Source organism: Polaromonas sp. CT11-55, assembly GCF_047303325.1.
GTDB lineage: Bacteria > Pseudomonadota > Gammaproteobacteria > Burkholderiales > Burkholderiaceae_C > Polaromonas.
In genome coordinates, this window is record NZ_JBKBEX010000002.1 from 345,316 (window position 1) to 369,979 (window position 24,664).

Annotated in this window: 17 protein-coding genes and 1 pseudogene; 6 read left to right on the plus strand and 12 right to left on the minus strand. The window is 64.3% G+C overall.

Annotated elements, in window-relative coordinates; genetic code table 11:
* Nucleotides 1-44 precede the first annotated feature (44 nt).
* The 6 genes from ACEN8I_RS03535 to ACEN8I_RS03560 form a co-directional block, all read right to left on the minus strand.
* Nucleotides 45-1,184: a DUF2827 domain-containing protein gene (locus ACEN8I_RS03535; RefSeq protein WP_413326332.1), complete on the minus strand. Its 1,140-nt coding sequence runs from the start codon at nt 1,182-1,184 to the stop codon at nt 45-47.
* Between the two features lie 10 nt (nt 1,185-1,194).
* Nucleotides 1,195-2,313 carry a DUF2827 domain-containing protein gene (locus tag ACEN8I_RS03540; protein ID WP_413326335.1) on the minus strand — a complete coding sequence of 373 codons (1,119 nt, stop codon included), beginning with the start codon at nt 2,311-2,313 and terminating at the stop codon, nt 1,195-1,197.
* A 19-nt stretch (nt 2,314-2,332) separates the two neighbouring features.
* Nucleotides 2,333-2,941: a hypothetical protein gene (locus ACEN8I_RS03545; RefSeq protein WP_413326337.1), complete on the minus strand. Its 609-nt coding sequence runs from the start codon at nt 2,939-2,941 to the stop codon at nt 2,333-2,335.
* A complete protein-coding gene (locus ACEN8I_RS03550) occupies nt 2,941-4,095 on the minus strand; it encodes a DUF2827 domain-containing protein (RefSeq protein ID WP_413326339.1) in 1,155 nt (384 codons plus the stop codon). The genes ACEN8I_RS03545 and ACEN8I_RS03550 overlap by 1 nt, the downstream gene beginning before the upstream one ends.
* Complete coding sequence (locus ACEN8I_RS03555; RefSeq protein ID WP_413326341.1) at nt 4,092-5,237, minus strand: DUF2827 domain-containing protein; 1,146 nt, start codon at nt 5,235-5,237, stop codon at nt 4,092-4,094. The genes ACEN8I_RS03550 and ACEN8I_RS03555 overlap by 4 nt, the downstream gene beginning before the upstream one ends.
* A 136-nt stretch (nt 5,238-5,373) precedes the next feature.
* Complete coding sequence (locus ACEN8I_RS03560; RefSeq protein ID WP_413326398.1) at nt 5,374-6,447, minus strand: YadA family autotransporter adhesin; 1,074 nt, start codon at nt 6,445-6,447, stop codon at nt 5,374-5,376.
* Between ACEN8I_RS03560 and ACEN8I_RS03565 the strand changes: the two genes are divergently transcribed.
* Nucleotides 6,359-15,730, plus strand: a complete 9,372-nt coding sequence (locus ACEN8I_RS03565; protein WP_413326403.1) for a hypothetical protein — start codon at nt 6,359-6,361, stop codon at nt 15,728-15,730. The genes ACEN8I_RS03560 and ACEN8I_RS03565 overlap by 89 nt on opposite strands.
* A 149-nt stretch (nt 15,731-15,879) precedes the next feature.
* Here the strand turns inward: ACEN8I_RS03565 and ACEN8I_RS03570 are convergent.
* The 6 genes and pseudogenes from ACEN8I_RS03570 to ACEN8I_RS03595 form a co-directional block, all read right to left on the minus strand.
* Nucleotides 15,880-16,011 (minus strand): annotated as a pseudogene (locus tag ACEN8I_RS03570) (ESPR domain-containing protein); the annotation flags it as partial.
* Between the two features lie 497 nt (nt 16,012-16,508).
* Nucleotides 16,509-17,453: an RluA family pseudouridine synthase gene (locus tag ACEN8I_RS03575; protein ID WP_413326344.1), complete on the minus strand. Its 945-nt coding sequence runs from the start codon at nt 17,451-17,453 to the stop codon at nt 16,509-16,511.
* Nucleotides 17,454-17,465: 12 nt separating this feature from the next.
* A complete protein-coding gene (gene trmB / locus ACEN8I_RS03580; protein ID WP_413326346.1) occupies nt 17,466-18,221 on the minus strand; it encodes a tRNA (guanosine(46)-N7)-methyltransferase TrmB in 756 nt (251 codons plus the stop codon).
* The gene (gluQRS, locus tag ACEN8I_RS03585) at nt 18,218-19,111 is read right to left on the minus strand and encodes a tRNA glutamyl-Q(34) synthetase GluQRS (protein WP_413326349.1); all 894 of its coding nucleotides are present in this window, start codon (nt 19,109-19,111) and stop codon (nt 18,218-18,220) included. Before gluQRS ends, trmB begins: the two co-directional genes overlap by 4 nt.
* 23 nt (nt 19,112-19,134) lie before the next feature.
* A complete protein-coding gene (locus ACEN8I_RS03590; RefSeq protein WP_413326351.1) occupies nt 19,135-20,211 on the minus strand; it encodes an NAD(P)/FAD-dependent oxidoreductase in 1,077 nt (358 codons plus the stop codon).
* Between the two features lie 167 nt (nt 20,212-20,378).
* The gene (locus ACEN8I_RS03595; RefSeq protein WP_413326353.1) at nt 20,379-21,332 is read right to left on the minus strand and encodes a LysR family transcriptional regulator; all 954 of its coding nucleotides are present in this window, start codon (nt 21,330-21,332) and stop codon (nt 20,379-20,381) included.
* A 129-nt stretch (nt 21,333-21,461) separates the two neighbouring features.
* On the opposite strand from ACEN8I_RS03595, the gene ACEN8I_RS03600 reads away from it, so the two are divergent.
* The 5 genes from ACEN8I_RS03600 (at nt 21,462) to ACEN8I_RS03620 (ending at nt 24,660) form a co-directional block, all read left to right on the plus strand.
* Entirely contained in the window at nt 21,462-22,163 is a 702-nt protein-coding gene (locus tag ACEN8I_RS03600) for a pirin family protein (RefSeq protein ID WP_413326355.1), read from the plus strand.
* Between the two features lie 128 nt (nt 22,164-22,291).
* Nucleotides 22,292-22,687, plus strand: coding sequence for a DoxX family protein (locus tag ACEN8I_RS03605; protein WP_413326357.1), 396 nt, complete (start codon nt 22,292-22,294; stop codon nt 22,685-22,687).
* A gap of 103 nt (nt 22,688-22,790) precedes the next feature.
* The gene (locus tag ACEN8I_RS03610; protein ID WP_413326359.1) at nt 22,791-23,345 is read left to right on the plus strand and encodes a flavodoxin family protein; all 555 of its coding nucleotides are present in this window, start codon (nt 22,791-22,793) and stop codon (nt 23,343-23,345) included.
* Nucleotides 23,346-23,371: 26 nt separating this feature from the next.
* On the plus strand, nt 23,372-23,779 hold the full coding sequence (locus ACEN8I_RS03615) for an OsmC family protein (RefSeq protein ID WP_413326361.1): 408 nt from the start codon (nt 23,372-23,374) through the stop codon (nt 23,777-23,779).
* Nucleotides 23,776-24,660 carry a pirin family protein gene (locus ACEN8I_RS03620; RefSeq protein WP_413326364.1) on the plus strand — a complete coding sequence of 295 codons (885 nt, stop codon included), beginning with the start codon at nt 23,776-23,778 and terminating at the stop codon, nt 24,658-24,660. Before ACEN8I_RS03615 ends, ACEN8I_RS03620 begins: the two co-directional genes overlap by 4 nt.
* The last annotated feature ends 4 nt before the right edge of the window (nt 24,661-24,664 follow it).

Below are 24,664 nucleotides of genomic sequence, written 5' to 3' on the forward strand. Positions count from 1 at the left end.
GCCCTCCTCGCGAGGGCATTTTTATTTCAGCCGCGCATCTCTCTCTAGCCCGGCGGCGTGGCCATCAGGCGCAGCAGCAGCGCTTCGTAGCGGGACACCACCTCGGCATTGGCCGGCAGGTAGCGCTTGATCAGCTCGCGCTGCCGCGCCGCATAGGCAGCGGCCTGCTCGTCGTGCTTGTCGAACACCTCCAGCAGGCGGGCGCAGCCCGCCTCGACATCATTGCCTTCGTAGTAATAGCCCAGGTCGGCGCACAGGTGGGCGTTGTGCACCAGCGGATAGCCCTGCCAGCAGACCTCGAGGTAAAAATAGTTGAGCGCGTTCTCCCACTGGTGCGAGATCACGACGTCGCTCATCTCGCTGAGAAAGGCCGGCGTTTCATACACGCCCAGGAAGGAGGCCTTGTGCTGGCGCACGATGTCGAGCTGGTTCATCAGCGCGACAAACTCCTTGCTCTCCTGCGCCAGGCGCATGGCATTGGTCACGTGCAGCCAGGCAATCGCCTCGGGCCTGCGCCTGTAGGCTTCTTCGGCGATCAGGATGGGGTAGAGGCAGAACTTGACCACATCCAGGTTCTGCTCCATCACGCTGAGCCGGCGCGGGCCGTGCCGCGGGTGGTAGCGGCCGGCATCAGGCAGGGCCAGGCTGCGTTCCTCGATGAACACCGGGTCCCAGACAAAGGGCACGACGGTGGCCGGCCTGCGCCGCAGCGTCGAAAAATAATGCTGGCTGATGGGCGCCACCTGCGGGATGACCCAGAGGTCGTCATAGCGCTGGTTGACGAACAGGTCGTAGCCGAACAAAGGCCTGCCGAAGAGTATGGACTCCATGGCATGCACATACTCAAAGCCGCAGCAGTAAGACACCAGCCGCGTTCCGCGTCGCTTGAGGTAGTCGGTCTGCTCCGCGCTGACCTGGCCGCCGAGCTCGATGAGCACGTCCAGCGAGTCCTTGGCGTCCTCAAAGGCGACGGTGGGCCAGCGCCGCTGGTCCCAGGGCAGGGCGGCCGTGATGCGCACGGCGGTGGTGTTGACCAGCCGCACCGAGGCCACCAGCCGCGAGTGCTTGAGGGTTTCGGCCAGGAATACCGCGTTCTGTTTGATGCCGTTGTTCCACAACGTCTCGGCCTCCTGGTGCAGGCCAATGGTGATGCCTATGCGCAGGCTGGGGCTTGTGGGGGCCATGGCTGCATTCTCAGCCGGTCAAAAGCCCGGCCAGCAGTTCGTCGTAGCGGGCCACCAGTTCCGGGTTGGCGGCCGTGTGCATCCTTAGCAGCTCCCGCTGCCGCGCGGCATATTCGGTGGCCGCGTCGTCGTGCCGCTCCAGCACCTGCAGCAGCTGGCGCGCGCCGGCGTCCACGTCGTTGCCGTCGTAGTAGTAACCCAGCTCTTTGCACATGCCGGCGTTGTGCACCAGCGGGTAGCCCAGCCAGCAGACGTCGAAGTAAAAATAATTGAGCGGGTTGTCCCACTGGTTGGAGATCACGGCGTCGGCGTGTTCACCCAGGAAATTCGCCGTGTCATAGCGCCCCAGGAAGGTGGCCTTGCCGGCATTGACGATGTCGAGCTGGAACATCAGCAGCTGGAATTCGCGGCTTTGCTCGGCCAGGTGCTTGGCGCTGCAGACGTTGAGGAATTCGATCAGCTCGGGCCGCGCGCGAAAGGCCGCTTCGGCGATCAGGATGGGATAGATGCAGGCCTTGACCACATCCATATTCGGTTCCATGACGGCCAGCCGCTTGGCCGTGCGGCCCGGCTGGTAGCGCGCGCCATGGGGCAGGGCCGCCACACTGGACTCCAGCCAGCGCGGGTCCCAGACAAAGGGCACGACCTTGGCCGGGCAGCGCCTGAGCGTCTGGATAAAGGACAGCGAGTTGTTGGCCACCTGGGGGATGACCCAGATCTCGTCGTAGTGGCGGTTCATGTAGACGCCGCTCGGCCAGAGCGGCCGGCCGAACAGGATGGATTCCAGCACCACCACATACTCGCTGCCGCAGCAGTAGCTGACCAGGCGCGTGCCGGCCGCCTTTAGCTGCAGGGAATGCGCTTCGCTGATGCCGCCGCCCAGCTCGATCAGCACGTCGAGGTCCTTCATCGCGGCCTCCAGCGTGACCACCGGGAAAGCTTTCAGGTCCCAGGGAAGCTGGCTGGTGATGGGTACGTCGGTGGTGTTGACCAGCTGCACCCGGTGGCCCAGCGGCGAGGCCTGCAGCACGCAAGCCAGGTTCAGCGCGTTTTGCTTGATACCGTTGACCCACAGGCTTTCATCGGGCGAGCGCAGGCCTATGGTGATGCCTATGCGCAGGGGCTTCATGATCGGTGCGCCCCGCCGTTCATCGCCTCGGCGCTCTCAGCGCGGGGTCTTTCCAGTCGTACTCGACGTGGCGGCGGATGATCAGGCAGCCGGGCGGCGAGTCGATCAGGGTCACCGAGGCGCCGGGGTCGCGCGCATCGACGTAGACGGTGAAGGTGGCCAGCAGCTGCGTGGCCTGGTAGCCGCCCAGCTCCTGCTGCGCGATGCTGCGGCAGGCAAAGGGCGCGACCGAGATGCGTTCGGCCGCAACCGAGCAGCCGCCCGTGCTGTCGGGCACCGCCGTCAGGGAGAACGCCAGCGAGGCGTTTTTGTACTCGACGCCGCTGAGCGAGAAGAAGGGGCCGCCGTCGGGGTTCTTGCGGTCCCAGTCGACCAGGACGTCGTTGCCGGTGCTGCCGCTGACGGTCAGCGAGGACAGTCGGGTAATGGCCGGCAGGCAGCGCCTCACGCCCACATTGGTGGCGGCGGCTGTCAGCGCGTCCAGCGGTACGCCGGCCGCGGGTGCCGGCAACACGGGAGCGGGCGGGCGCTGCGGTGTGACCTGTGCCTGCGCCTGGAAACCCGGCATGCCGAAAACGGCGGCCGCCAGCAGCGCGCAGCGCAAAAAGGAGAGGGAAGTGGTGGACATCACGATGGACTTGCGCGGTACAGATTGACCAGCGCCTCATTGTAGGCACGCACGTTGTCTTCGTTCTCGGGCGCCAGGGTGCGCAGAAAGGTGCGCGCGCGCTCCCGGTAGCCCGCCAGGTCAGCGTCATGCTGGGAAAAGGCCTGCAGCAGGGCCAGGCCGCCTTCCTCGCAGTCGAAGCCGGGATAAAAGTAGCCGCAATCGGCGAGGAAGCTGGAGTTGTGGATCAGCGGGTAGCCGCCGTAAAGCGCTTCGTAGTACAGGTAGTTCTGCCCGTTTTCCCAGTGGTGGCAGACCACGGCATCGACCTGCGATGACAAACACTGGTAGACCGGAAAGCGGCCTTCGAAGACGGCCAGGCCGTGCCTGACGATGTCCAGGCTGTTGGCGAAGCCGACAAAGGTCACGTGGTCCTTCATGTGAAAGCTGTTGTAGACCCGCATCAACTCGATCACGCGCGGGTTGGCGCGGTGCGCCATGTCGATCAGCAGCATGGGCAGGTGGCTGGTCTTGACCATGCAGATATTGGGCTCGAAGATGCCCAGCCGCCATTTTTTGCGGCCCGGCTTGTAGCCGAAGGTCTCGCCGTTGGGCAGGGTCGCGGCCGCGCGGTCTATCACGCCGGGGCTCCAGAGGTGCTGCATCAGCCGCACCGGCGCCCGCATCGCGCTGGCGAAGTAGTGCATGCAGCTGCGCTCGTACTCGGGCAGGGTCCAGATTTCGTCGTAGGGCGTTCCGGCGATCAGCAAGCCGTGCTGCTTGTTGAAGATCATGCGCTCGATGTCGATGACGTAGTCGTTGCCGACGCGCATGGTCACGATTTTCCCGCCGCGTTCGCGAAAGCCGACGGCCCAGTCCCGGCTCAGCTGCGCACTCATCTCTATCATGACGTCGAGCTTGTCGGCCGCGGCCGCCATGTCGATGATGGGCACCGGGGAGTCGGCCATGAAGCGTTGGGCGTCGGCCGCATCGCCGTCGCCGCCCCCGCTGACCAGGTAGGTTTCGGCCACATTGGGCGCCTTGAGCAGCAGCATCACCAGGAACAGGCAGTTCTGGTAGATGCCGTTTTCCCACAGCGATTGCTCGCCCTTGCGCACATAAATGGAAACGCCGACCCGCAGGCGGTCCGGCGTGGTCGCTTTGGCCTGGCTCATGCGGTGGCTCCCACGCCTGCAGCATTGCTGAAAAGCGCTTGCAGCCTGCGCGCCAGGCTTTGCAGGTTGCCGTGCGCGAAGGGATCGACGGAGGCGATCACCCGCCGGGCCTGCTGGCGGTGCTGCTCCAGGCGGCTGTCATGCTGGCTTGCGGCCAGCAGCAGCTTGCGCCCGCCTTCGGCCGTGTTGAAGTCGGGATAGTAGTAGTCGGAATACCCGGCGTCGCGCAGCCAGGGCGAGTTGTGGATCAGCGGGTAGTTGCCGTGCAGGGCGTCCAGGTAGTTGTAGTTCTGGTCGTTTTGCCACTGGTGCGCCACCACGGCGTCAGCATGCTGGACCATGTAGCCGGCAAAGTCATGGCGGCCCTGGAAGATCGCTTTTTGCTGCTTGACCAGGTCCAGCGAGTTGGCCAGGTACAGCAGCGTGGGGTGGTCCTTCAGGTGCAGGGTGTTGAGCACGTGCATGAAGCTCACCCGTGCGGGTTCGGCGCGGTAGGCCTCGTCGCAGATCAGCATGGGGATGTTGGTGCATTTGACCACTGACACATTGGGCTCGAAGATGGCCACGCGCAGGCCCGCGCCGGCCGCGCGCGCCTTGTAGCCGAAGAAAAAGCCTTCTTTCTCCAGCTCCCTGGCGCGCGCGTCCAGGAACTGCGGCGACCAGATATAGGGCACCTCATGCACGGGGCAGCGGTGCAGGGCACGCAGCATGGGGGCGAAGGCGGAAAAGTCCTTGGGCAGTATCCAGATCTCGTCGCAGCGGTCGGCCCGGCTGAAAAACCCCGGGCGGTCGAACACGCTGGGCTCTATCAGGCCGACATAGGGCTGGCCGGCGCAATACCAGACCACTTTTTTGCCCTGTGCCCGCAGATAGTCCAGCCATTTGACGTCCAGCGCGCCGGCCATCTCGATGGCCAGGTCGATGTGGTCGGTGGCTTCATGCGCGGACATCATGCGCAGGCCCAATGCGTCCATGTTGACCTGCGGCGGCATGGTGCTCTGATCCCCGCCGTTGAGCAGCACGACGGACTGCACAAAGGGCAGCTTCTGGAAGGACTGGGCCAGGAAAATGACGTTCTGCCCCAGCCCGTTTTCCCAGATGTTCTGGCCGGCGTGTGTGAGGACCGAGATACCGATACGCATGCTTGTTGTCTCTCCCAAAGCAATGAGCGCCGCAGGCCCTGGGGGCCGCGCGGCGCTCACCGGGAGCCGGGAGGCTCCATTTGCTGGTGTTAGGCGCTTAGGGCATTCTACTGAGAGCGGCTCCCGGAGCCCTCTCTTAGCGCCACTTCCAGCTTGCGCCGAAGTTCATGCCCCACTCCTTGCCGGTGGTGGAGATACCGAAGCCCCATGCGCTCTTGCCGTCGTTGTTGAGCGCCTTGAAGTTCAGGCCCAGCGCGCCGTAGCCCTTGTAATTGCCCACGCCTATGCCCAGGGCTTTTTCGCCGCCCTCGAGGTTGGGCATGTAGGTGGCGGCCATGGCCATGCTCATCGCGATGCCGGAGTAGGCCACGCGCCTGACATCGTTGAGCTGCCCGACATTGACCGCGTCGGTGGCGTAAACACCGGGAGCCACATTGGTGATGCGGCGCTCGTTGCCTGGCGAGCCCACCGACACCGTATTGGGCTGGTCGGCCACCGAGTAGGCACCCAGCGCCACGGCGCGGGTGGCCGTGGCCTCGGCGCTGGCACCCAGGGCCACCGAGTCATTGCCCGAGGCCAGCGAATTGGCGCCCACGGCGGTGGCCGGGTCGGCAATCGCCCTGGCCTGGAAGCCTATGGCCACCGAGCCTTCATAGGTGGCCGTCGCGCGGAAGCCGATGGCGGTGGTGTTTTTGTCCTGGGCCAGCGACTGTGAGCCGTAGGCGGTTGCGCCGGTGGCCACCGTCGTGGCAGTCGCGCCGTTCACGCCGGCACGCGTGCCGGCGCTGGCGCACAAGCCGGTTGCCGTGGTGTCGGCGCCGTTGGCCACCGTGCAATCGGAAGGCGCGGCCACGGTCTGCATCGCCGTGCCGTTGAAGGACTTGCCCTGCGTGAGCAGTCCGGCGCCGGCGGCGCCGCCCGCGGTGGAACCTATGACCGAGCCGCCGTTGGCCGCGGCGGAATTCGCCGCATTGACCAGCGGGGCCAGGGCCGCGGTGCCCGAGGTTGCGCTCGACAGCCCGGTGGACAGTGAGGCGATGCCGTTGTTGGCGGTGCTCAAACCGGTGGACAGCGAGGTCACGCTATTGCCCACCGTGCTCAGGCCGGTCGACAGGGAGGTGATGCCGCTACTGGCGGTGCTCAGGCCGCTGGAGGTCGAGGTGGACAGCGAGGTGATGTTGCTGTTGGCCGTGCTCAGGCCGGTCGACAATGAGCTGGTGCCCGTGGAAACCGAGGTGGACAGCGAGGTCACCGTGCTGCTCACCGTGCTCAGGCCGGTGGAAACGGAGCTGAAGCCGGTCGAGAGCGAGCTGAAACCGGTGGACGTCGAGGTGGACAGCGAGTTGAGCCCGGTCGACAGGGAACTGATGCCCGTGGACGTCGAGGTCGAGAGCGAGGTGACGTTGCTGTTGGTGGTGCTCAGGCCGGTGGACAGCGAGCTGACGCCCGTCGACAGGGAACTGACCCCCGTGGACAGCGAACTGAGGCCGGTGGACGTCGAGGTCGACAGCGAATCAATGCTGGTCGACAGGGAAACGATGCCTGTCGAGGTCGAAGTCGAGAGCGAACTGACACCGGTGGACAGCGAGCTGATGCCGGTCGAGGTTGAGGTCGACAGCGAGCTGATACCGGTGGACAGGGAGCTCACGCCCGTCGAGAGCGAACTGACGCCCGTGGACAAGGAGCTCACACCGGTCGACAGCGAACTGGCGCTGGTCGAAGCCGAGGTCGACAGCGAAGTGACGTTGCTGTTGGTGGTGCTCAGGCCCGTGGACAGCGAACTGGCGCTCGTGGAGGTCGAGGTGGACAGGCCGTCGATGGCGGTCGACAGCGAGCTGATGCCCGTCGAGGCCGAGGTGGACAGCACCGCGACATTGCTGTTGGTGGTGCTGATGCCTGTCGAGAGGGAGCCCACACTGGTCGACAGCGAGATAAAGCCGGTGGACAGCGATCCAAACCCGGTGGACAGGGAGCCGAAGCCGGTCGACAGCGAACTGAGGCCCGTGGAGGTCGAGGTCGACAGGGAATCCAGGCCCGTGGACAGCGAACTCACGCCTGTCGACAGCGAACTGGCGCTGGTCGAACCCGAGGTCGACAGCGAATCAATGGCCGTGGACAGCGAGCTCACACCGGTCGAGGTGGAAGTCGACAGCGAGGCGACATTGCTGTTGGTGCTGCTCAGGCCGGTAGATAGTGAGCTGAAGCCGGTCGAAGTGGACGTCGACAAGGAGCTGAAGCCCGTCGAGATCGAACTGAAACCGGTGGACACCGTATTGAATCCGGTGGACAGCGAGGCCACGGCACTGTTCGTGGTGCTCAGACCGGTGGACAGGGAGCTGAAGCCGGTCGAGGTGGACGTCGAGAGCGAGTTAAAGCCGGTGGAGATCGAGCTGAAACCCGTCGAGATGGAACTGAAGCCGGTGGAGACCGTGCCAAAACCGGTGGACAGCGAGGCCACGGCGCTGTCCGTGGTGCTCAGGCCCGTGGACAGGGAGCTGAGACCCGTGGACATGGAACTGAAGCCTGTTGAGAGTGAACTGAAGCCGGTAGACACCGAGCTGAAACCGGTCGACAGCGAGGCCACCCCGCTCTCGGCGGTGCTCAGGCCCGTGGACAATGAGCTAAAGCCGGTCGACGTCGAGGTCGACAGCGAGCTGAAACCGGTCGAGAGAGAACTGAAACCGGTCGATACGGAGCTGAAGCCGGTGGACAGCGATGCGACATTGCTGTCGGTGGTGCTCAGGCCCGTGGAAAGCGAGCTGAGGCCCGTCGAGCTGGAGGTCGACAGCGAGGTGATGCGGCTGGCCGAGGTGCTCAGGCCCGTCGAGGCCGAGGTGGACAGGGAGCCGATGCCGGTCGAGGTCGAGGTCGACAGCGCCACCAGGTTGCTGTCGGTCGTGCTCAGGCCTGTGGACAGGGAACTGAAGCCGGTTGAAGTGGCGGTCGACAGCGAACTGAAACCCGTCGAGAGAGAACTGAAACCGGTCGATACGGAGCTGAAGCCCGTGGACAGCGATGCGACATTGCTGTTGGTGGTGCTCAGGCCTGTCGAAGTGGAGGTCGACAGCGAGGTCACATTGCTGTTGGTCGTGCTCAGGCCGGTGGACAGCGAGCTGGCCGAGGTCGACAGGGAGGCAATGCCGCTGGTCGCCGTGCTCAAGCCGGTCGAGGTCGAGGTCGAGAGCGAGGTCACATTGCTATTGGTCGTGCTCAGGCCGGTGGACAGCGAACTGGTCGAGGTCGACAGGGAACCGATGCCCGTCGAAGCCGAGGTGGACAGCGATGCGACATTGCTGTCCGTGGTGCTCAGGCCCGTCGACAGGGAAGTAATGCCGCTGGTCGCTGTGCTCAAGCCGGTGGAGGTTGAGGTCGACAGCGAAGTGATACGGCTGTCGGCGGTGCTCAAGCCCGTTGAAGTGGAAGTCGACAGCGAGGTCACATTGCTATTGGTCGTGCTCAGGCCGGTGGACAGTGAACTGGCCGAGGTCGACAGGGAACCAATACCGGTCGAAGTCGACGTCGACAGGGATGCGACATTGCTATTGGTACTGCTCAATCCGGTGGACAGCGAGCTGAAACCGGTTGAGGCCGAGGTCGACAGCGAAGTGATGCCGCTGGCGGCGGTGCTCAAGCCCGTTGAAGTGGAAGTCGACAGCGAGGTGACGTTGCTGTTGGTGGTGCTCAGGCCTGTGGACAAAGAACTGGTGGAAGTCGACAGCGACGCAATGCCGCTGGTCGCCGTGCTCAGGCCAGTGGAAGTAGACGTCGACAGGGACGTGACGCTGCTGTCTGTTGTGCTCAAACCGGTGGATAGCGAAGCAATACCGCTCGTAGCGGTGCTCAGGCCGGTGGACAGCGAACTGGTGGAGGTCGACAGGGAAGCAATGCCGCTGGTGGCAGTGCTCAGGCCTGTGGACGTTGAGGAGGACAGCGAGGTAACACGGCTGTCCGTGGTGCTCAGGCCAGTGGACAGCGACGCAATACCGCTGGCAGCAGTGCTCAAACCAGTCGATGTCGAGGATGACAATGAGGTGACGTTGCTGTTGGTGCTGCTCAATCCGGTGGACAGTGAGGTGACGTTGCTGTTGGTGGTGCTCAGACCGGTGGAGAGCGAGCTGACGCCAGTCGAAGCGGACGTCGACAGCGACGCAACATTGCTGTCCGTTGTACTGAGGCCGGTGGACAAGGAACTGATGCCGCTGGCGGCAGTGCTCAAACCGGTCGATGTCGAGGATGACAGCGAGGTCACGTTGCTGTTGGTGGTGCTCAGGCCGGTGGAGGTCGAGGTCGACAGCGACGTGGTCCGGCTGTCGGCCGTGCTCAAACCGGTCGAGGTGGATGTCGACAGGGATGCCACATTGCTGTCCGTTGTACTCAGGCCCGTGGAGAGCGAGGAAATACCGCTGGCGGCCGTGCTCAAGCCCGTCGAGGCGGAGCTTGACAGCGAACTGATGCCGGTCGAAGCCGATGTCGACAGCGAAGTGATGCCGCTGGCGGCGGTGCTCAACCCGGTTGACGTGGACGTGGAGAGCGACGTGATCCGGCTGTCCGCGGTGCTCAAGCCCGTGGATGTCGACGTCGACAGCGAGGTGACGTTGCTGTTGGTGGTACTCAGGCCGGTGGACAGCGAACTGGTCGACGTCGACAGGGAGGCAATGCCGCTGGCCGCCGTGCTCAGGCCTGTGGAGGTGGAGGTCGACAGGGAGCTGATGCCGGTGGACGCCGACGTCGACAGCGAAGCAAGGTTGCTGTTCGTGCTGCTCAAGCCGGTGGACAGGGAGCTGACACCGGTCGAAGCGGACGTCGACAGGGACGCGACATTGCTGTTGGTCGTGCTCAGGCCGGTGGACACCGAGGTTGACAGCGAACCGATGCCCGTCGATGCCGATGTCGACAGCGAGGTGACGTTGCTGTCCGTGGTGCTCAAGCCCGTCGACAGGGAAGTAATGCCGCTGGTCGCTGTGCTCAAACCGGTTGAGGTCGAAGTCGACAGTGAGGTGATCCGACTGTCGGCGGTGCTCAGGCCGGTGGAAAGCGAGCTGGCCGAGGTCGAGAGGGAACCCATGCCGGTCGAAGTCGACGTGGACAGCGACGCGACATTGCTGTTGGTTGTGCTGAGACCGGTGGACAGTGAGCCGACGCCGGTCGAAGCCGACGTCGACAAGGATGCGACGTTGCTGTCGGTGGTGCTCAGGCCGGTCGACAAGGAGCTTATGCCGCTGCTGGCCGTGCTCAGGCCTGTGGAGGTGGACGTCGACAACGAGGTGATCCGGCTGTCGGCGGTGCTAAGGCCGGTCGATGTTGAAGTCGACAGCGAGATCACGTTGCTGTTGGTCGTGCTCAGGCCGGTGGACAGCGAGGTGATGCCGCTGGCGGCGGTGCTCAGGCCCGTCGAGGTCGAGGTGGACAGTGAGCTGATGCCGGTCGATGTGGACGTCGACAAGGAGGTGACATTGCTGTTCGTGGTGCTGAGCCCGGTGGACAGCGAACCGACGCCAGTGGACGTGGATGTGGACAGCGACACGATAGTGCTGTCAGTCGTGCTGAGGCCGGTGGACAAGGAGCCGATGCCGCTCGCGGCAGTGCTCAAACCGGTTGATGTCGAGGACGACAGCGAGCTCACGTTGCTGTTGGCGGTGCTCAGGCCCGTCGACAGGGACGTAATGCCGCTGGCGGAGGTGCTCAGACCCGTGGAGGTCGATGTGGACAGCGAAGTGATCCGGCTGTCGGCGGTGCTCAGGCCTGTCGAAGTCGAGGTGGACAGGGAGCCTATTCCGGTCGATGTCGATGTGGACAGGGATGTTGTGCGGCTGTCCGCCGTGCTCAGGCCGGTGGAGGTCGAGGTCGACAGCGAGGCCAGGCCGCTGGAGATGGCGCTGACGCCGGTCGACAGGGAGCTGACACCCGTGGACACCGATGCGACTGCGCTGTTTGTGGTGCTCAGTCCAGTGGACAGGGAGCCGATGCCGGTCGAAGCCGACGTGGACAGCGACGCGACATTGCTGTCGGTGGTGCTCAGCCCTGTCGACAGTGAGGTGATGCCGCTGGTAGCCGTGCTCAAACCGGTCGAGGTTGAGGTCGACAGCGAGGTCACGTTGCTGTTGGTGCTGCTCAATCCGGTGGACAGTGAGCTGAAACCGGTTGAGGCCGAGGTCGACAGCGAAGCGATGCCGCTGACGGCGGTGCTCAGGCCCGTGGACGTTGAAGTCGACAGCGAGGTGACATTGCTGTTGGTGGTGCTCAGTCCGGTCGACAGCGAAGTAATGCCGCTCGTAGCCGTGCTCAGGCCGGTGGACGTCGAAGTGGACAGCGAACTGATACCGGTCGATGCAGAAGTCGACAAGGACGCCACGCTGCTGTTCGTTGTGCTCAGTCCTGTCGAGGTCGAAGTGGACAAGGAGCCTATTCCGGTCGATGTCGATGTGGACAGGGATGTTGTGCGGCTGTCGGCGGTGCTCAGACCGGTCGACGTTGACGTGGAGAGGGAGCTGATACCGGTTGAAGCAGAGGTCGACAAGGAAGTGACGCTGCTGTTCGTGGTGCTCAGGCCCGTGGACGTCGATGTTGACAGGGACGTGATCCGGCTGTCCGCCGTGCTCAGGCCTGTGGAGGTCGCGGTCGACAGCGAACTGATGCCTGTAGACGCGGACGTTGACAGCGAAGTGACATTGCTGTTGGCTGTGCTCAAGCCGGTAGATAGTGAGCCGATACCGGTTGAGGCAGATGTCGACAAGGACGTGACGCTGCTGTTGGTGGTGCTCAGGCCGGTGGACAGCGAGACGATGCCGCTGGCGGAGGTGCTCAAGCCGCTCGACGTTGATGTCGACAGGGAGGTGATGCGGCTATCGGCGGTGCTCAGGCCCGTCGAGGCTGAAGTCGACAGCGATACCACGCTGCTGGCCGTCGTGCTCAGGCCGGACGAAACCGATGTTGAGAGCGAGTTGAAACCGGTCGAAATGGAGCTGAAGCCTGTCGAGACGGAGTTAAAGCCCGTGGACAGGGATGCGACGCTGCTGTCGGTGGTGCTCAGACCGGTGGACAGGGACGTAATGCCGCTGGTCGTCGTGCTCAGGCCGGATGAAACCGATGTCGAGAGCGAGTTGAAACCGGTCGAAATGGAGCTGAAGCCTGTCGAGACGGAATTAAAGCCGGTGGACAGGGACGCCACGCTGCTGGTAGCCGTGCTAAGTCCCGTGGACAACGAGCTGCTGGCGGTCGACAACGAAGTGACGTTGCTGTTGGTGCTGCTCAGGCCGGTGGACAGGGAAGTGATGCCGCTGGTGGCGGTGCTCAGGCCCGTCGATGTCGACGTGGAGAGGGACGTGACGCTGCTGTTGGTCGTGCTAAGTCCAGTGGACAGCGAGCTGCTGGAGGTCGACAGCGAAGTGACATTGCTGTTGGTGCTGCTCAGGCCGGTGGACAGGGAAGTGATGCCGCTGGTGGCCGTACTCAAACCCGTCGACGTCGAAGTGGACAGCGACGTGACGCGGCTGTCGGTGGTGCTGAGGCCCGTGGATAGCGAGGTGACGTTGCTGTTTGCCGTGCTGAGCCCAGTGGATAGCGAGCTGCTGGCGGTCGACAACGAAGTGACGTTGCTGTTGGTGCTGCTCAGGCCGGTTGACAGGGAAGTGATGCCGCTGGTGGCGGTGCTCAGGCCCGTCGATGTCGACGTGGACAGGGACGTGACGCGGCTGTCGGTGGTGCTCAGCCCAGTAGACAGCGATGTGATCCCGCTGGCCGCCGTGCTCAGGCCGGTAGACGTCGAGGTCGAGAGTGAGCTGATGCCCGTCGATGCCGAGGTCGACAGCGAGGCCACGCTGCTGTTGGTGCCGCTCAGTCCGGTCGACAGGGAGGTAATGCCACTGGTGGCAGTGCTCAGGCCGGTCGATGTCGAAGTGGACAGCGACGTGACGCTGCTGTTGGTCGTGCTCAGGCCCGTGGACAGAGAAGTGATACCACTGGTAGCCGTGCTCAAACCTGTGGACGTCGAGGTCGAGAGTGAGCTGACGCCTGTCGATGTCGAAGTCGACAGCGATGCCACGCTGCTATTCGTGGTGCTCAGGCCGGTGGACAGTGAAGTGATGCCGCTGGTGGCAGTGCTCAAGCCGGTCGATGTCGAAGTGGACAGCGACGTGACGTTGCTGTTGGTCGTGCTCAGGCCGGTGGACAACGAACTGCTCGAGGTCGACAGGGATGCGATGCCACTGGTGGCGGTGCTAAGGCCGGTCGATGCGGAGGTCGACAGCGAGGCCACATTGCTGTTGGTGCTGCTCAGTCCGGTGGACAGTGAGATGACGCCACTGCTTGCCGTGCTGAGGCCGGTGGAGGTCGATGTGGACAGCGAGGTGACGCTGCTATTCGTCGTGCTCAGGCCAGTGGAGAGCGAACTGGTCGAGGTTGACAGGGATGCGATGCCACTGGTCGCCGTGCTGAGGCCGGTCGATGCCGAGGTCGACAGCGAGGTGACGCTGCTGTTGGTCGTGCTGAGCCCGGTGGATAGCGAGGTGATGCCGCTGGTGGCGGTACTCAGCCCTGTGGACGTCGAGGTCGACAGTGAGGTGACGCTGCTGTTCGTGGTGCTCAGGCCGGTGGACAGCGAACTGGTCGAGGTCGACAGGGATGCAATGCCGCTGGTGGCTGTGCTTAGACCCGTCGAGGCAGAGGTCGACAGTGACGTCACGCTGCTGTTGGTCGTGCTCAGGCCGGTCGACAGGGAAGTGATGCCGCTGGTGGTGGTGCTCAGTCCCGTGGACGTCGAGGTCGACAGGGAAGTGACGTTGCTGTTCGTTGTGCTCAGGCCGGTGGACAGTGAGGTGATGCCGCTGGTGGCGGTGCTCAAGCCTGTGGAGGTCGAGGTCGACAGTGAGGTGATCCGGCTGTCTGCGGTACTGAGGCCGGTTGATGCCGAGGTGGACAGGGAGCTGATGCCGGTCGAGGCGGATGTCGACAGCGAAGTGACGCTGCTATTCGTAGTGCTCAGGCCCGTGGACAGCGAAATGATGCCGCTGCTTGCGGTGCTCAAACCCGTTGAGGTGGACGTCGATAGCGAAGTGACACTGCTGTTGGTCGTGCTCAGCCCTGTGGACAGGGATGTGATACCGCTGGTGGCGGTGCTCAGTCCCGTGGATGCCGAGGTCGACAGCGAGGTGACGTTGCTGTTCGTTGTGCTCAGGCCCGTAGACAGTGAAGTGATGCCGCTGCTTGCGGTGCTCAAGCCCGTGGAGGTCGAGGTTGACAGCGAGGTAACACGGCTGTCCGTGGTGCTCAGGCCGGTGGACAGCGACGTGATGCCACTGGTGGCCGTGCTCAAACCTGTGGACGTAGAGGTCGAGAGGGAACTGATGCCCGTCGATGCAGAAGTCGACAGCGACGTGACACTGCTATTTGTCGTGCTCAGGCCGGTGGATAGCGAGGTAATGCCGCTGGTTGCCGTGCTGAGGCCGGTCGATGCCGAGGTGGAGAGGGAGGTGATCCGGCTATCAGCTGTGCTCAGGCCTGTAGAGGTCGACGTCGACAAGGACGTCACGTTGCTGTTGGCGCTGCTAAGGCCGGTCGACAGCGAGACGATCCCGCTGGTGGCCGTGCTCAAACCCGTCGAGGTGGACGTCGACAGCGAAGTGACGCTGCTGTTGGTCGTGCTCAGCCCGGTGGACAGGGAGACGATGCCGCTGCTGGCCGTGCTGAGTCCTGTGGACAGGGAGGTGATCCCGCTGTTGGCGGTGCTCAGACCTGTGGACGTAGACGTCGAGAGGGAACTGATGCCCGTCGATGCCGAGGTCGACAGCGAGGTGACGCTGCTGTTGGTGGTGCTCAGACCCGTGGATAGCGAGGTGATCCCGCTGGTCGCTGTGCTCAAGCCTGTGGACGTCGAGGTCGACAGCGAGGTGACGCTGCTATTGGTCGTGCTGAGCCCGGTGGAGAGCGAGGTGATGCCGCTGGTTGCCGTGCTCAGACCGGTCGACGTCGATGTGGAGAGCGAAGTGACGCTGCTATTCGTCGTGCTCAGCCCGGTGGACAGGGAGGTGATGCCGCTGGTGGCAGTGCTTAAGCCTGTGGAGGTCGATGTGGACAGGGAGCTGATACCTGTCGAGGCGGAGGTCGACAGCGAAACCACGCTGCTGTTGGTGGTGCTCAGACCGGTGGATAGCGACGTAATGCCGCTGTTGGCAGTGCTCAGGCCCGTTGATGTCGAGGTCGACAAGGACGCGATGCCGCTGGTTGCCGTGCTGAGGCCGGTCGATGTCGAAGTCGACAGCGAGGTGACGCTGCTGTTGGTCGTGCTCAGGCCGGTGGACAGTGAACTGATGCCGGTGGAAGCCGAGGTAGACAGGGACGTGATGCTGCTCGTGGCGGTGCTCAGGCCCGTGGAGGTGGAGGTGGACAGCGAAGTGACGCGGCTGTCCGTGGTGCTCAGTCCCGTTGACAGTGAGTTGAGGCGGCTGGTGGAGGTACTCAGGCCCGTCGACGTCGAGGTCGACAGGGAATCCACGTAAATGCGTGTGTTGTTGACGTAATTCACGCAGGTCGAGGCGGCGGAGTACATCGTGCCGCCATTGCCCGCGGTACAGGCGGCTTCCGGAAGTGTTTGCCCGTAGGCCGAACTCACGGGGCTGAGGCCGCCGCCACTGAAGAGTCCTGCAACCACCACGGCGCCTGCGGCACCCACCTGGACCACCTTGGAGCCGCTGCGTTTGCCGCGCGCACTCGAGATTTCCGACACGGCGACCCACGTGCCCAGAAGCTCGCTGTAGACGGTACGGTAGAACTTGTTCATGGTGGGGTCAGGGCAGGGGTATGGCCGTGGATGTTTGCTTAAGTTCTATTTGTAAAAATATGTACAGGTGATGTAACTAGTTCACAGGATTCTCCCATAGGTCAAGGAAAAAGCATGTGAAAAATCTCGATGAATTTCTTGTAAATCATTGATTGGATTGATTTTTTGAGGAAAAAATCACATACCAACGAGGCGTTAGATATATCGGTTTCTACGTAGAAAATCCTGAAAAGTGATTCAATGTGTAACTAATACGCGATTTTTCACTCCTTTCCTGACATTTTTTGTGACTGATTTCACGTAAATCACCGCTTTAGGATTAATACCGTGATGCGGTTCACGACGGCCCTGCAGGGGCTGTGGAATCGGGAAAATGCGTTGGGATGAGGCGACGTGGGCAGGCCGGGAGCCTGTCATCGCGGCTGGCGGACGCGGCCCGGCTGCGCGCGGGCATGCGCACCCGCATGCTGCGGTTTGGCTGGAGAGAGGGAGAGGGCTTAGCCGCCCGTTGCCGGGGGCAGGCCTGCAAGCAGGCTCAAACGGGTCTGGAAAGACCGTTGTTGACCCGTCACCGGGTCCGTGAAATGCATGGATTTCGCGAGGAGCTGCAAGGGCCGGCTGTAGTCGTCGTCGGGCGTGGGATGCACCGGCGGGTAGATCCTGTCGTTGAGGATGGGAATTCCCAGGGCATGCATATGCACACGCAGCTGGTGTTTCTTGCCGGTGACGGGGCTCAGGGCATAGCGCGCCCAGCCGCCACTGGTTTGCAGCACGCTGATATGGGTCTCGCTGTTGGCGGGGCCCGGCGCTTCCTGCTGGCGGAAGAAAGGCTCGCCCTGCACGATGCGGCTTTGGCGAAGCAGCGGAAAAGCGATGTCTTCACGCCATGGCGCGATGGCCTCGTAGTGTTTGGCCACCTCATGGCGCCTGAACAGGGCCTGGTAAGCATCACGGTCGGCGGGCCGGACCGAGAACAGCACCAGGCCGGCGGTTTCGCGGTCTATGCGGTGCAGCGGTGCCAGCCCGTCCAGGCCCAGGCGGTTTTTGAGGCGCACCAGCAGCGTTTCCTGCACATAGTGCCCCGAGGGCGTGACCGGCAAAAAATGCGGTTTGTCGGCCACGACCAGGTACTCGTCCTGGTAAAGCACGGTGGCCTCGAAGGGCACGCGGGGCTCGTCCTCCAGCGCGCGGTAGTAGTACACGCGCATATGGCCGCGGTAGGGGCGTTGCGCCGTGACGGGTACGCCGAATTCGTCGGCCACCAGGCCGTCCCGCATGCGCTGCAGCCAGGTTTCGCGCGCGATCGCGGGAAAGCGCTGAACCAGGAAATCGGTGATGGTGGGCCAGCTACCCGCCGGCAGGCCTACGCAACTGGGGCCGACACCCTCGCGGGTCGGCAGCCCGTGGGACGGCTGCTTGTTCACGCCGGCGCGGGCAGGCATTCAAACATGGATTCACACACGGGTGAACACCACGTCCCAGACGCCGTGCCCCAGCTTGATGCCGCGGTTTTCGAATTTGGTCAAAGGCCGGTAGGCCGGCTTGGGGGCATAGCCGCCCTGGGCCTGGTCCGCCGTGTTGCGAAGCAGGGGTTCTGCGGCCAGCACTTCGAGGATCTGCTCGGCATAGGGCTGCCAGTCGGTGGCGCAGTGCAGGTAGCCGCCGGGCTTGAGGCGCGTCGCCAGCTTGGTGACCAGCGGCGCCTGGATCAGGCGGCGCTTGTTGTGCCGTTTTTTGTGCCAGGGATCGGGAAAGAAGATGTGCACCCCGTCCAGGCTGGCCGGCGCGAGCATGTGGTCTATCACTTCAACGGCGTCATGCTGCAGGATGCGGATGTTGGCCAGCCCCTGTTCGCTGATGCGCTTGAGCAGCGCGCCCACGCCGGGGGTGTGGACCTCGCAGCACAGGAAGTTTTTTTCGGGCATCAGCGCGGCGATGTGGGCCGTGGCCTCGCCCATGCCAAAGCCTATCTCGAGGATGGTGGGGGCCGAGCGCTGGAACATGGCCTCGAAATCCGCCGGCTCCGCCGTGTAGGGCAGCAGGAATTGCGGGCCCACATCGGCAAAGGCCTTGGCCTGGCCGACGGTGGTGCGGCCGGTGCGGCGCACAAAGCTTCGGATGTTGCGGGGAGCGCCCGGTTCGGCGGCCGCGCTTTCGACAGGGTCAGCGGGGAGGGTGGCGGGCGGGGTGGGGGAAGTTGTATCTGTCACCGGTCCATTTTAAGGCGGGCCGCCCAGAGGGGCACGGCCTGCCGCAGCCAGTCCTGCGGCGTGGCGACGCTGCCGCCGTCTGGTGGCAGGCCCAGAACCGCGCCGGCCTGCCGCAGCAGGGCCAGCGGCTGGGAGGTGTCCAGCGCCTGCGCGCCGTTCTGCTTGGAGAGCTTTTCGCCGTTGGCGCCCAGCACCAGCGGCGTGTGCAGGTAGCGCGGCAAGGGCAGGCCCAGCGCGCGCTGCAGCAGGATTTGCCGCGCCGTGTTGTCGGCCAGGTCCTCGCCGCGCACGATGTCGGTCACACCCTGGGCCGCGTCGTCGACCACCACGGCCAGCTGGTAGGCCCACAGGCCGTCGGCGCGCTTGAGCACGAAGTCGCCCACTTCGCGGGCCACGTCCTGCGACTGCGGGCCCAGCAGGCGGTCCTGCCAGTCGATAGGCGGCCCGGCTTGCGTGTCCAGCCGCCAGGCGCGCGCGGGACGGCCATGCAGGCCGCCCCGGCAGGTGCCTGGATAGACAAGCTCGCCATGGCGTTCGCGCGACTGGCCTGAAGCCGCCAGCGCGCGGGCGATGTCCTGGCGCGTGCAGGCGCAAGGGTAGGCCAGCCCGCGGGCAACCAGCGAATCCAGCGCCTGCTGATAGAGCGCGCCGCGCTGCGATTGGTAGAGGGGCGGCTCGTCCGGCAGCAGGCCGCATTGGGCCAGCTGTTCAAGAATGATCTGGTCGGCGCCGGGCACGCAGCGCGGCGTGTCAACGTCCTCGATGCGCACCAGCCAGCGGCCCTGTTGCGCGCGGGCGTCCAGCCAGCTGGCCAGCGCGGCCACGAGTGAACCTGCGTGCAGCGGGCCGGTCGGGGAAGGGGCGAACCGGCCTCGGTATTCGGCCTCCATGCGGGCGCTCCCGAAGCTGGTTTTCAGGCTATGGCAAGGGCCATTTCAAGGCCCGAGATAAAGCCTTCTTCCACACGGTGGCCCAGGCACCAGTCGCCGCAGGCGCCTATGCGGGATCTGGCGTCCCATGCATGGGTCTTGCCCAGCGGCTGCATGGTCTGGGCATGGCGCCAGCGGTGCACCACGGCATGGGGCGGCGCCGCGCGTATGCCAGTGACTTCGGTAAAGGCCTTGAGCAACTTGGCCTTGACGCGTTCGGCGTCGTCTTCCAGGTGACGCTGCGACCAGTCGGGGCTGGCCTGCACGGTCCAGCGTTCGATGGGGCTGCGGCCGGGCTTGGATGACTCGCGCGCCAGCCAGGCGATGCGGTGGTGGGTGCTGCGCGCCGCGTTCCAGTGGGGGCCCAGGTGCGCCATCGTGGGCTGCATGGCCTGGGGGAAGGCCAGCATCAGCGTCCAGCAGGGCGCCACGCTGACCTTGGAGAGCGCTTCCATCAGCGGCTTGCCCTGTTGTGAACTCAGCAGCAGGGCGTGCGCTTGCGGCGAGGGCAGGGCAAGCACCACGTCGTCAAAGCCCGAGTGCACCAGGCTGCCGGCGCCCGGGCCCTCGGTCTGCAGCTGCCATTGCTCGGGATGCAGCCTGTCGCGTTCCAGCCGCAGCACCTCGGTCTCCAGCAGCAGGCGGCCCGCGGCCGCCAGGGGCTGGGCCCATTGGCGCAGCAGCGCGTTCATGCCCGGCGTGGGGACCCAGTGTGCCTCTTTGGGCGGCAGTGCCGAGGCCACGACGCGGCCCAGCTCGTCGAGGATGCGCACGGTGTTGGCGCTCCAGGGCCGCACCAGCCCGGGGACCGTGGTCAGGGCTTTTTCGAAGCGCGCGTCGCGCACGGTGAAATATTGCGCGCCGTGGTCGAAGCCGCCGAATTCGCTGTCCCGGGTGGCCATGCGCCCGCCGACTTCGCGGCTTTTCTCGAACACGGTGACCTCGTGGCCGGCCTGTGCCAGCGTGCGCGCGCAGGCAATGCCGGCGATGCCCGCGCCTATGACCGCGATGCGGCGCCGGGCCGCGGATTCAGGAAGGGGGAGGCTGGTGTTTTTTGTCATGTCTTGTGTGTGCTTTTGGGTTGATGAATGAGGCGCCCTGCCGCTTTCGCATGCAATTCACGGCCCCCCAGCCTGGGTCATCACGTCTCAACCATATACGAAAACATAGCTGCACTCTACACGCAGGCCGGGCTTCTTCGCCCGGATTGCGAACCGACTACGGGTTTTCACAGGGACTGGTCGCGCTCCAGCAGCGCTTTTCGCGTGGTCGCGCTCTCCAGTTGTTTGAGCCACCACTGCAGCGCGCGTCCTTCCTTGCCGTCGGGCGCGCGCAGCCAGGCGTAGCTCATGGGCACCTGGCGCGGGGCGCGCTGCATGCGTTTTTCCACCAGCCGGCCGGTGATGACATGGGGGCGCGCCAGGTATTCCGGCAGGAAGCCGCCGCCCAGGCCGCGCAGCTGCGCCTGGAGTTTTTCCTGCATGCCGGGCACGGTAAAGATGTCCTGGCCGCCCAGCAGGCCCACCGTGACGCCGCTGCCGCGCTGCACCGAATCGGCCACGGCCACGGCGCGGTGCGGCATCAGCATGGCGTCGGTCACGGGCTCGGGGGCCTGCGCCAGCGGGTGGTGGGGCGCGACCGCATAAATGAAATGGATGCTGCCCAGGGTCTTGTGCTGCACCGCGCTATTGACCGAGGGCTCTATGGCCACGCCCAGGGCCAGGTCGGCCTGGCCTGAAGTGAGCGCCTCCAGCGTGCCCGACAGCGCCTCTTCGCGTAGGCGCAGCCGGGTGGGCGGGTTCAGCGCGAAAAACGCCTCGCACAACTCCATCACCGTGGTGCGTGAGATCACGCTGTCCACCGCCAGCGTGAGCTGCGGCTCCCAGCCGGTGGCCACACGCTTGACCCGGTTGGCCACGGCGTCGAGCTCGGCCAGCAGGCGGTTGCCTTCGCGCAGCAGTTCCTTGCCGGCTTCGGTCAGTTTGGCCTGGCGCGAGGAGCGGTCAAAGAGCAGCACGTCCAGCGCATCTTCCACCTGGCGTATCCGGTAGGTCAGGGCGCTGGGCACCAGGCCCAGCTCGCGCGCCGCCGCCGCCATGCTGCCGGCGCCGTGGATCGCGCCTATCAGGCTCAGGGTTTCGGGCGTCAGGGCGTCGCGTACCCGGTTGTTGATCGTTGCCATAAGAATGATTCAAATAATTTGAATGATGCCATCAAAGCGAAGCAATGGAAAGCGCAGGGCCCGCGCCTACATTGGAGTCATCGCCAACGAATCACAACGCAGTCCAACGCACCTTGAAAGGAGCACCTCATGATGACCTTAAGAACTTCCAGCGAACGCGGCTACGCAGACCACGGCTGGCTCAAGTCTTTCCATTCCTTTTCCTTCGCCGGCTACTACGACCCGGCCCACATGGGCTTTGGCAACCTGCGCGTCATCAATGAGGACCGTATCGCGGCCGGCCGCGGTTTCGGCACGCACGGCCACCAGAACATGGAAATCATCAGCTATGTGCTGAGCGGTGAACTCGCGCACAAGGACAGCCTGGGCAATATCAAGGGCATCCCGCCGGGCGACGTGCAGCGCATGAGCGCCGGCACGGGCGTGCAGCACAGCGAGTTCAATCATGCTGACGGCCAGACCACGCACTTCCTGCAGATCTGGATTGAACCCAATGTGACCGGCATTCCACCCAGCTATGAGCAAAAGACCTTTGCCGATGCCGAAAAGCGCGGCGCCCTGCGCCTGGTGGCCTCACCCGACGGCGCCAAAGGCTCGGTATTGATCCATGCCGATGCGAGGCTTTATGCGGGCCTGTTTGATGGTGCTGAAAGCGCCACGCTGGAACTGAGTGCAGCGCGCAAGACCTATGTGCACCTGGTCCGCGGACAGCTTGAAGTCAACGGCAAAGTGCTCAAGGCCGGTGATGCCGCCATGCTGCAGTCGGAAGTCGCGTTGCAGCTGGCCCACGGCCAGGACGCAGAAGTGCTGGTGTTTGACCTGGCACCATAAGTCAGGCCGAATACCGCAACACGAGGTAACACTCCGGGAGGGCGCGAGAAGCATCTGCACACCATGCTTGCCCAGAGTGTTTTTTTCATCCATGATTTCTCCGTTAACTTTACTTAGAAGGACTCACCATGCTTAATTCCCTGCAAAACCCCCTCTCACTGATTGGCCGCCTGCTGATAGCCCTGCTGTTTGTGCCTGCCGGCTTTGCCAAGATCGCCGGCTTCGCCGGCACGGTGGGCTACATCTCGTCCAAGGGGGTGCCGCTGCCGGCCGTTGCCGCCGCCATCGCCATCGTGGTGGAACTGGGCCTGGGCATTCTTCTGGCCGTGGGCTTCCAGACGCGCTGGGCCGCGCTGGCCATCGGTGTCTTCACGGTCGTCATCACCTGCATCTTCCATGCGTTCTGGACTGACCCCACGCAGCAGATGATGTTCTTCAAGAACATGGCCATCGCCGGCGGCCTCTTCAGCATCGCGGCTTTCGGCGGCGGCGCCTGGAGCGTGGACGGCCAGCGCAAAGGCTGATCCGCAAACAGGGCTGCAGCGAGGGGTTTCACGCCCCGGGCTGCAGCCCTTTTTTATTGGTCCAGATTTCATCTACCTTTTCCATTGCCACGAAAGAACCTGAATGCCCAAAGTTGTCGTGATTTACCACTCCGGCTACGGCCATACCCAGCGCATGGCGCAGTCGGTGGCCGAAGGCGCCGGCGCAGAGCTGCTGGCCATAGACGCCGACGGCAACCTGCCCGAAGGTGGCTGGGAGACGCTCAATGCCGCCGACGCCATCATCATGGGCTCGCCCACCTACATGGGCAATGTGAGCTGGCAGTTCAAGAAGTTCGCCGACGCCTCTTCCAAGCCCTGGTACACCCAGGCCTGGAAAGACAAGCTCTTTGCGGGCTTCACCAATAGCGCTTCGATCAACGGCGACAAGCTGTCCACGCTGAACTACCTGTTCACCCTGGCCATGCAGCATGGCGGCATCTGGGTCAGCCAGGGCATGCTGCCGAGCAACAGCAAGGCCGCGCAGCGCAACGACGCCAACTACCTGGGTTCCTACAGCGGCGCCATCGCGCAGTCGCCTTCCGATGCCGGCGCCGGCGAGATGTCTCCTGGCGACCTGGAAACCGCCCGCAGCTTTGGTGCGCGTGTTGCCGCCATCGCCGCGAAATTCGCCGCCTGATTTTTCTCCTTGCCCACAGGAACCCCATGACCATAGAACTCCAGCGAGACCTCGGCGCGGCCATGGCCCAGCAGGTGCATGTCCGCAGCCACGACCTCACCGCCGACGTCAGCGAAGCCGAAGGCGGCGCCGACAGCGGCCCCAGCCCGCACGACCTCTACGACGCGGCACTCGGTGCCTGCAAGGCCCTGACCGTGATGTGGTACGCCCGCAAAAAAGGCATCCCCGTCGAGGACATCCACACACGCATAGAGCGCGACGACTCGCAGGAACGCAGCGGCGTCTACAAGCTTTCGGCCAGGCTGCAGATCAAGGGCGCCCTGAGCGACGCCCAGTTGCAGGAGCTGCACGCCGTGGCGCAAAAATGCCCTGTGCACAAACTCATGACCACTGTCGCCACGGAAATCACCACCGAACTGGAGCGCCTGCCATGAGCACTGTGTTGAAACTGACCGGCCACCACAAAGACCTGGGTGGCGGCTTTATGGTGCGCCGCCTGTTGCCCGCCGCGCAGCAGCAGTCGGTCGGCCCCTTTATCTTTTTTGACCATTTCGGCCCGGTGACCGAGCAGCCCGGCACCAACCACGACGTGCGGCCGCATCCGCACATCGGCCTGGCGACGGTCACCTATTTGTTCGAGGGTGCGATGATGCACCGCGACAGCCTGGGCTCGGCCCAGCGCATAGAGCCCGGCGCGATCAACTGGATGACGGCTGGCCGCGGCATTGTGCACTCGGAGCGCGCGCCCGAAGACCTGCGCGGTACGTCTTACGTGAACCACGGCCTGCAGCTGTGGGCGGCCCTGCCCAAGGAGTTTGAGGAAACGGCGCCCGGTTTTTCACACACGCCGGCCGAGACGATTCCGGCCACCACAGTGGATGGCGCCGCGGTGCGCATCCTGATCGGCGAGGCTTTCGGAAAGACTTCGCCCGTCAGGACTTTTTCCAAAACGCTGTACCTGGACGTGGCCCTGGCCGCGGGCATACCTTTTACGCTGCCGCCGCTCGCGGAACAAATGGCGATTTATTTGGTGGACGGCGACCTGCTGGTGGACGGCGAGCCCCTGGCCATGCACACCCTGGCGACTTTGGTGCCCGGCGCGGCGGTGCAGCTCAGCGCGAGTGTGCCGACCCGCCTGGTGGTGATAGGCGGCGACGCGCTCGATGCGCACCGCTTTATGTGGTGGAACTTTGTCTCCAGCCGCAAGGAACGCATCGTGCAGGCCGGCGAAGACTGGGAAGCGCAGGCCATGGGGCAAGTGCCCGGCGAGACCGAATTCATCCCGCTGCCGGAGCGGAAATTCTCGGCGAACTGAGCCC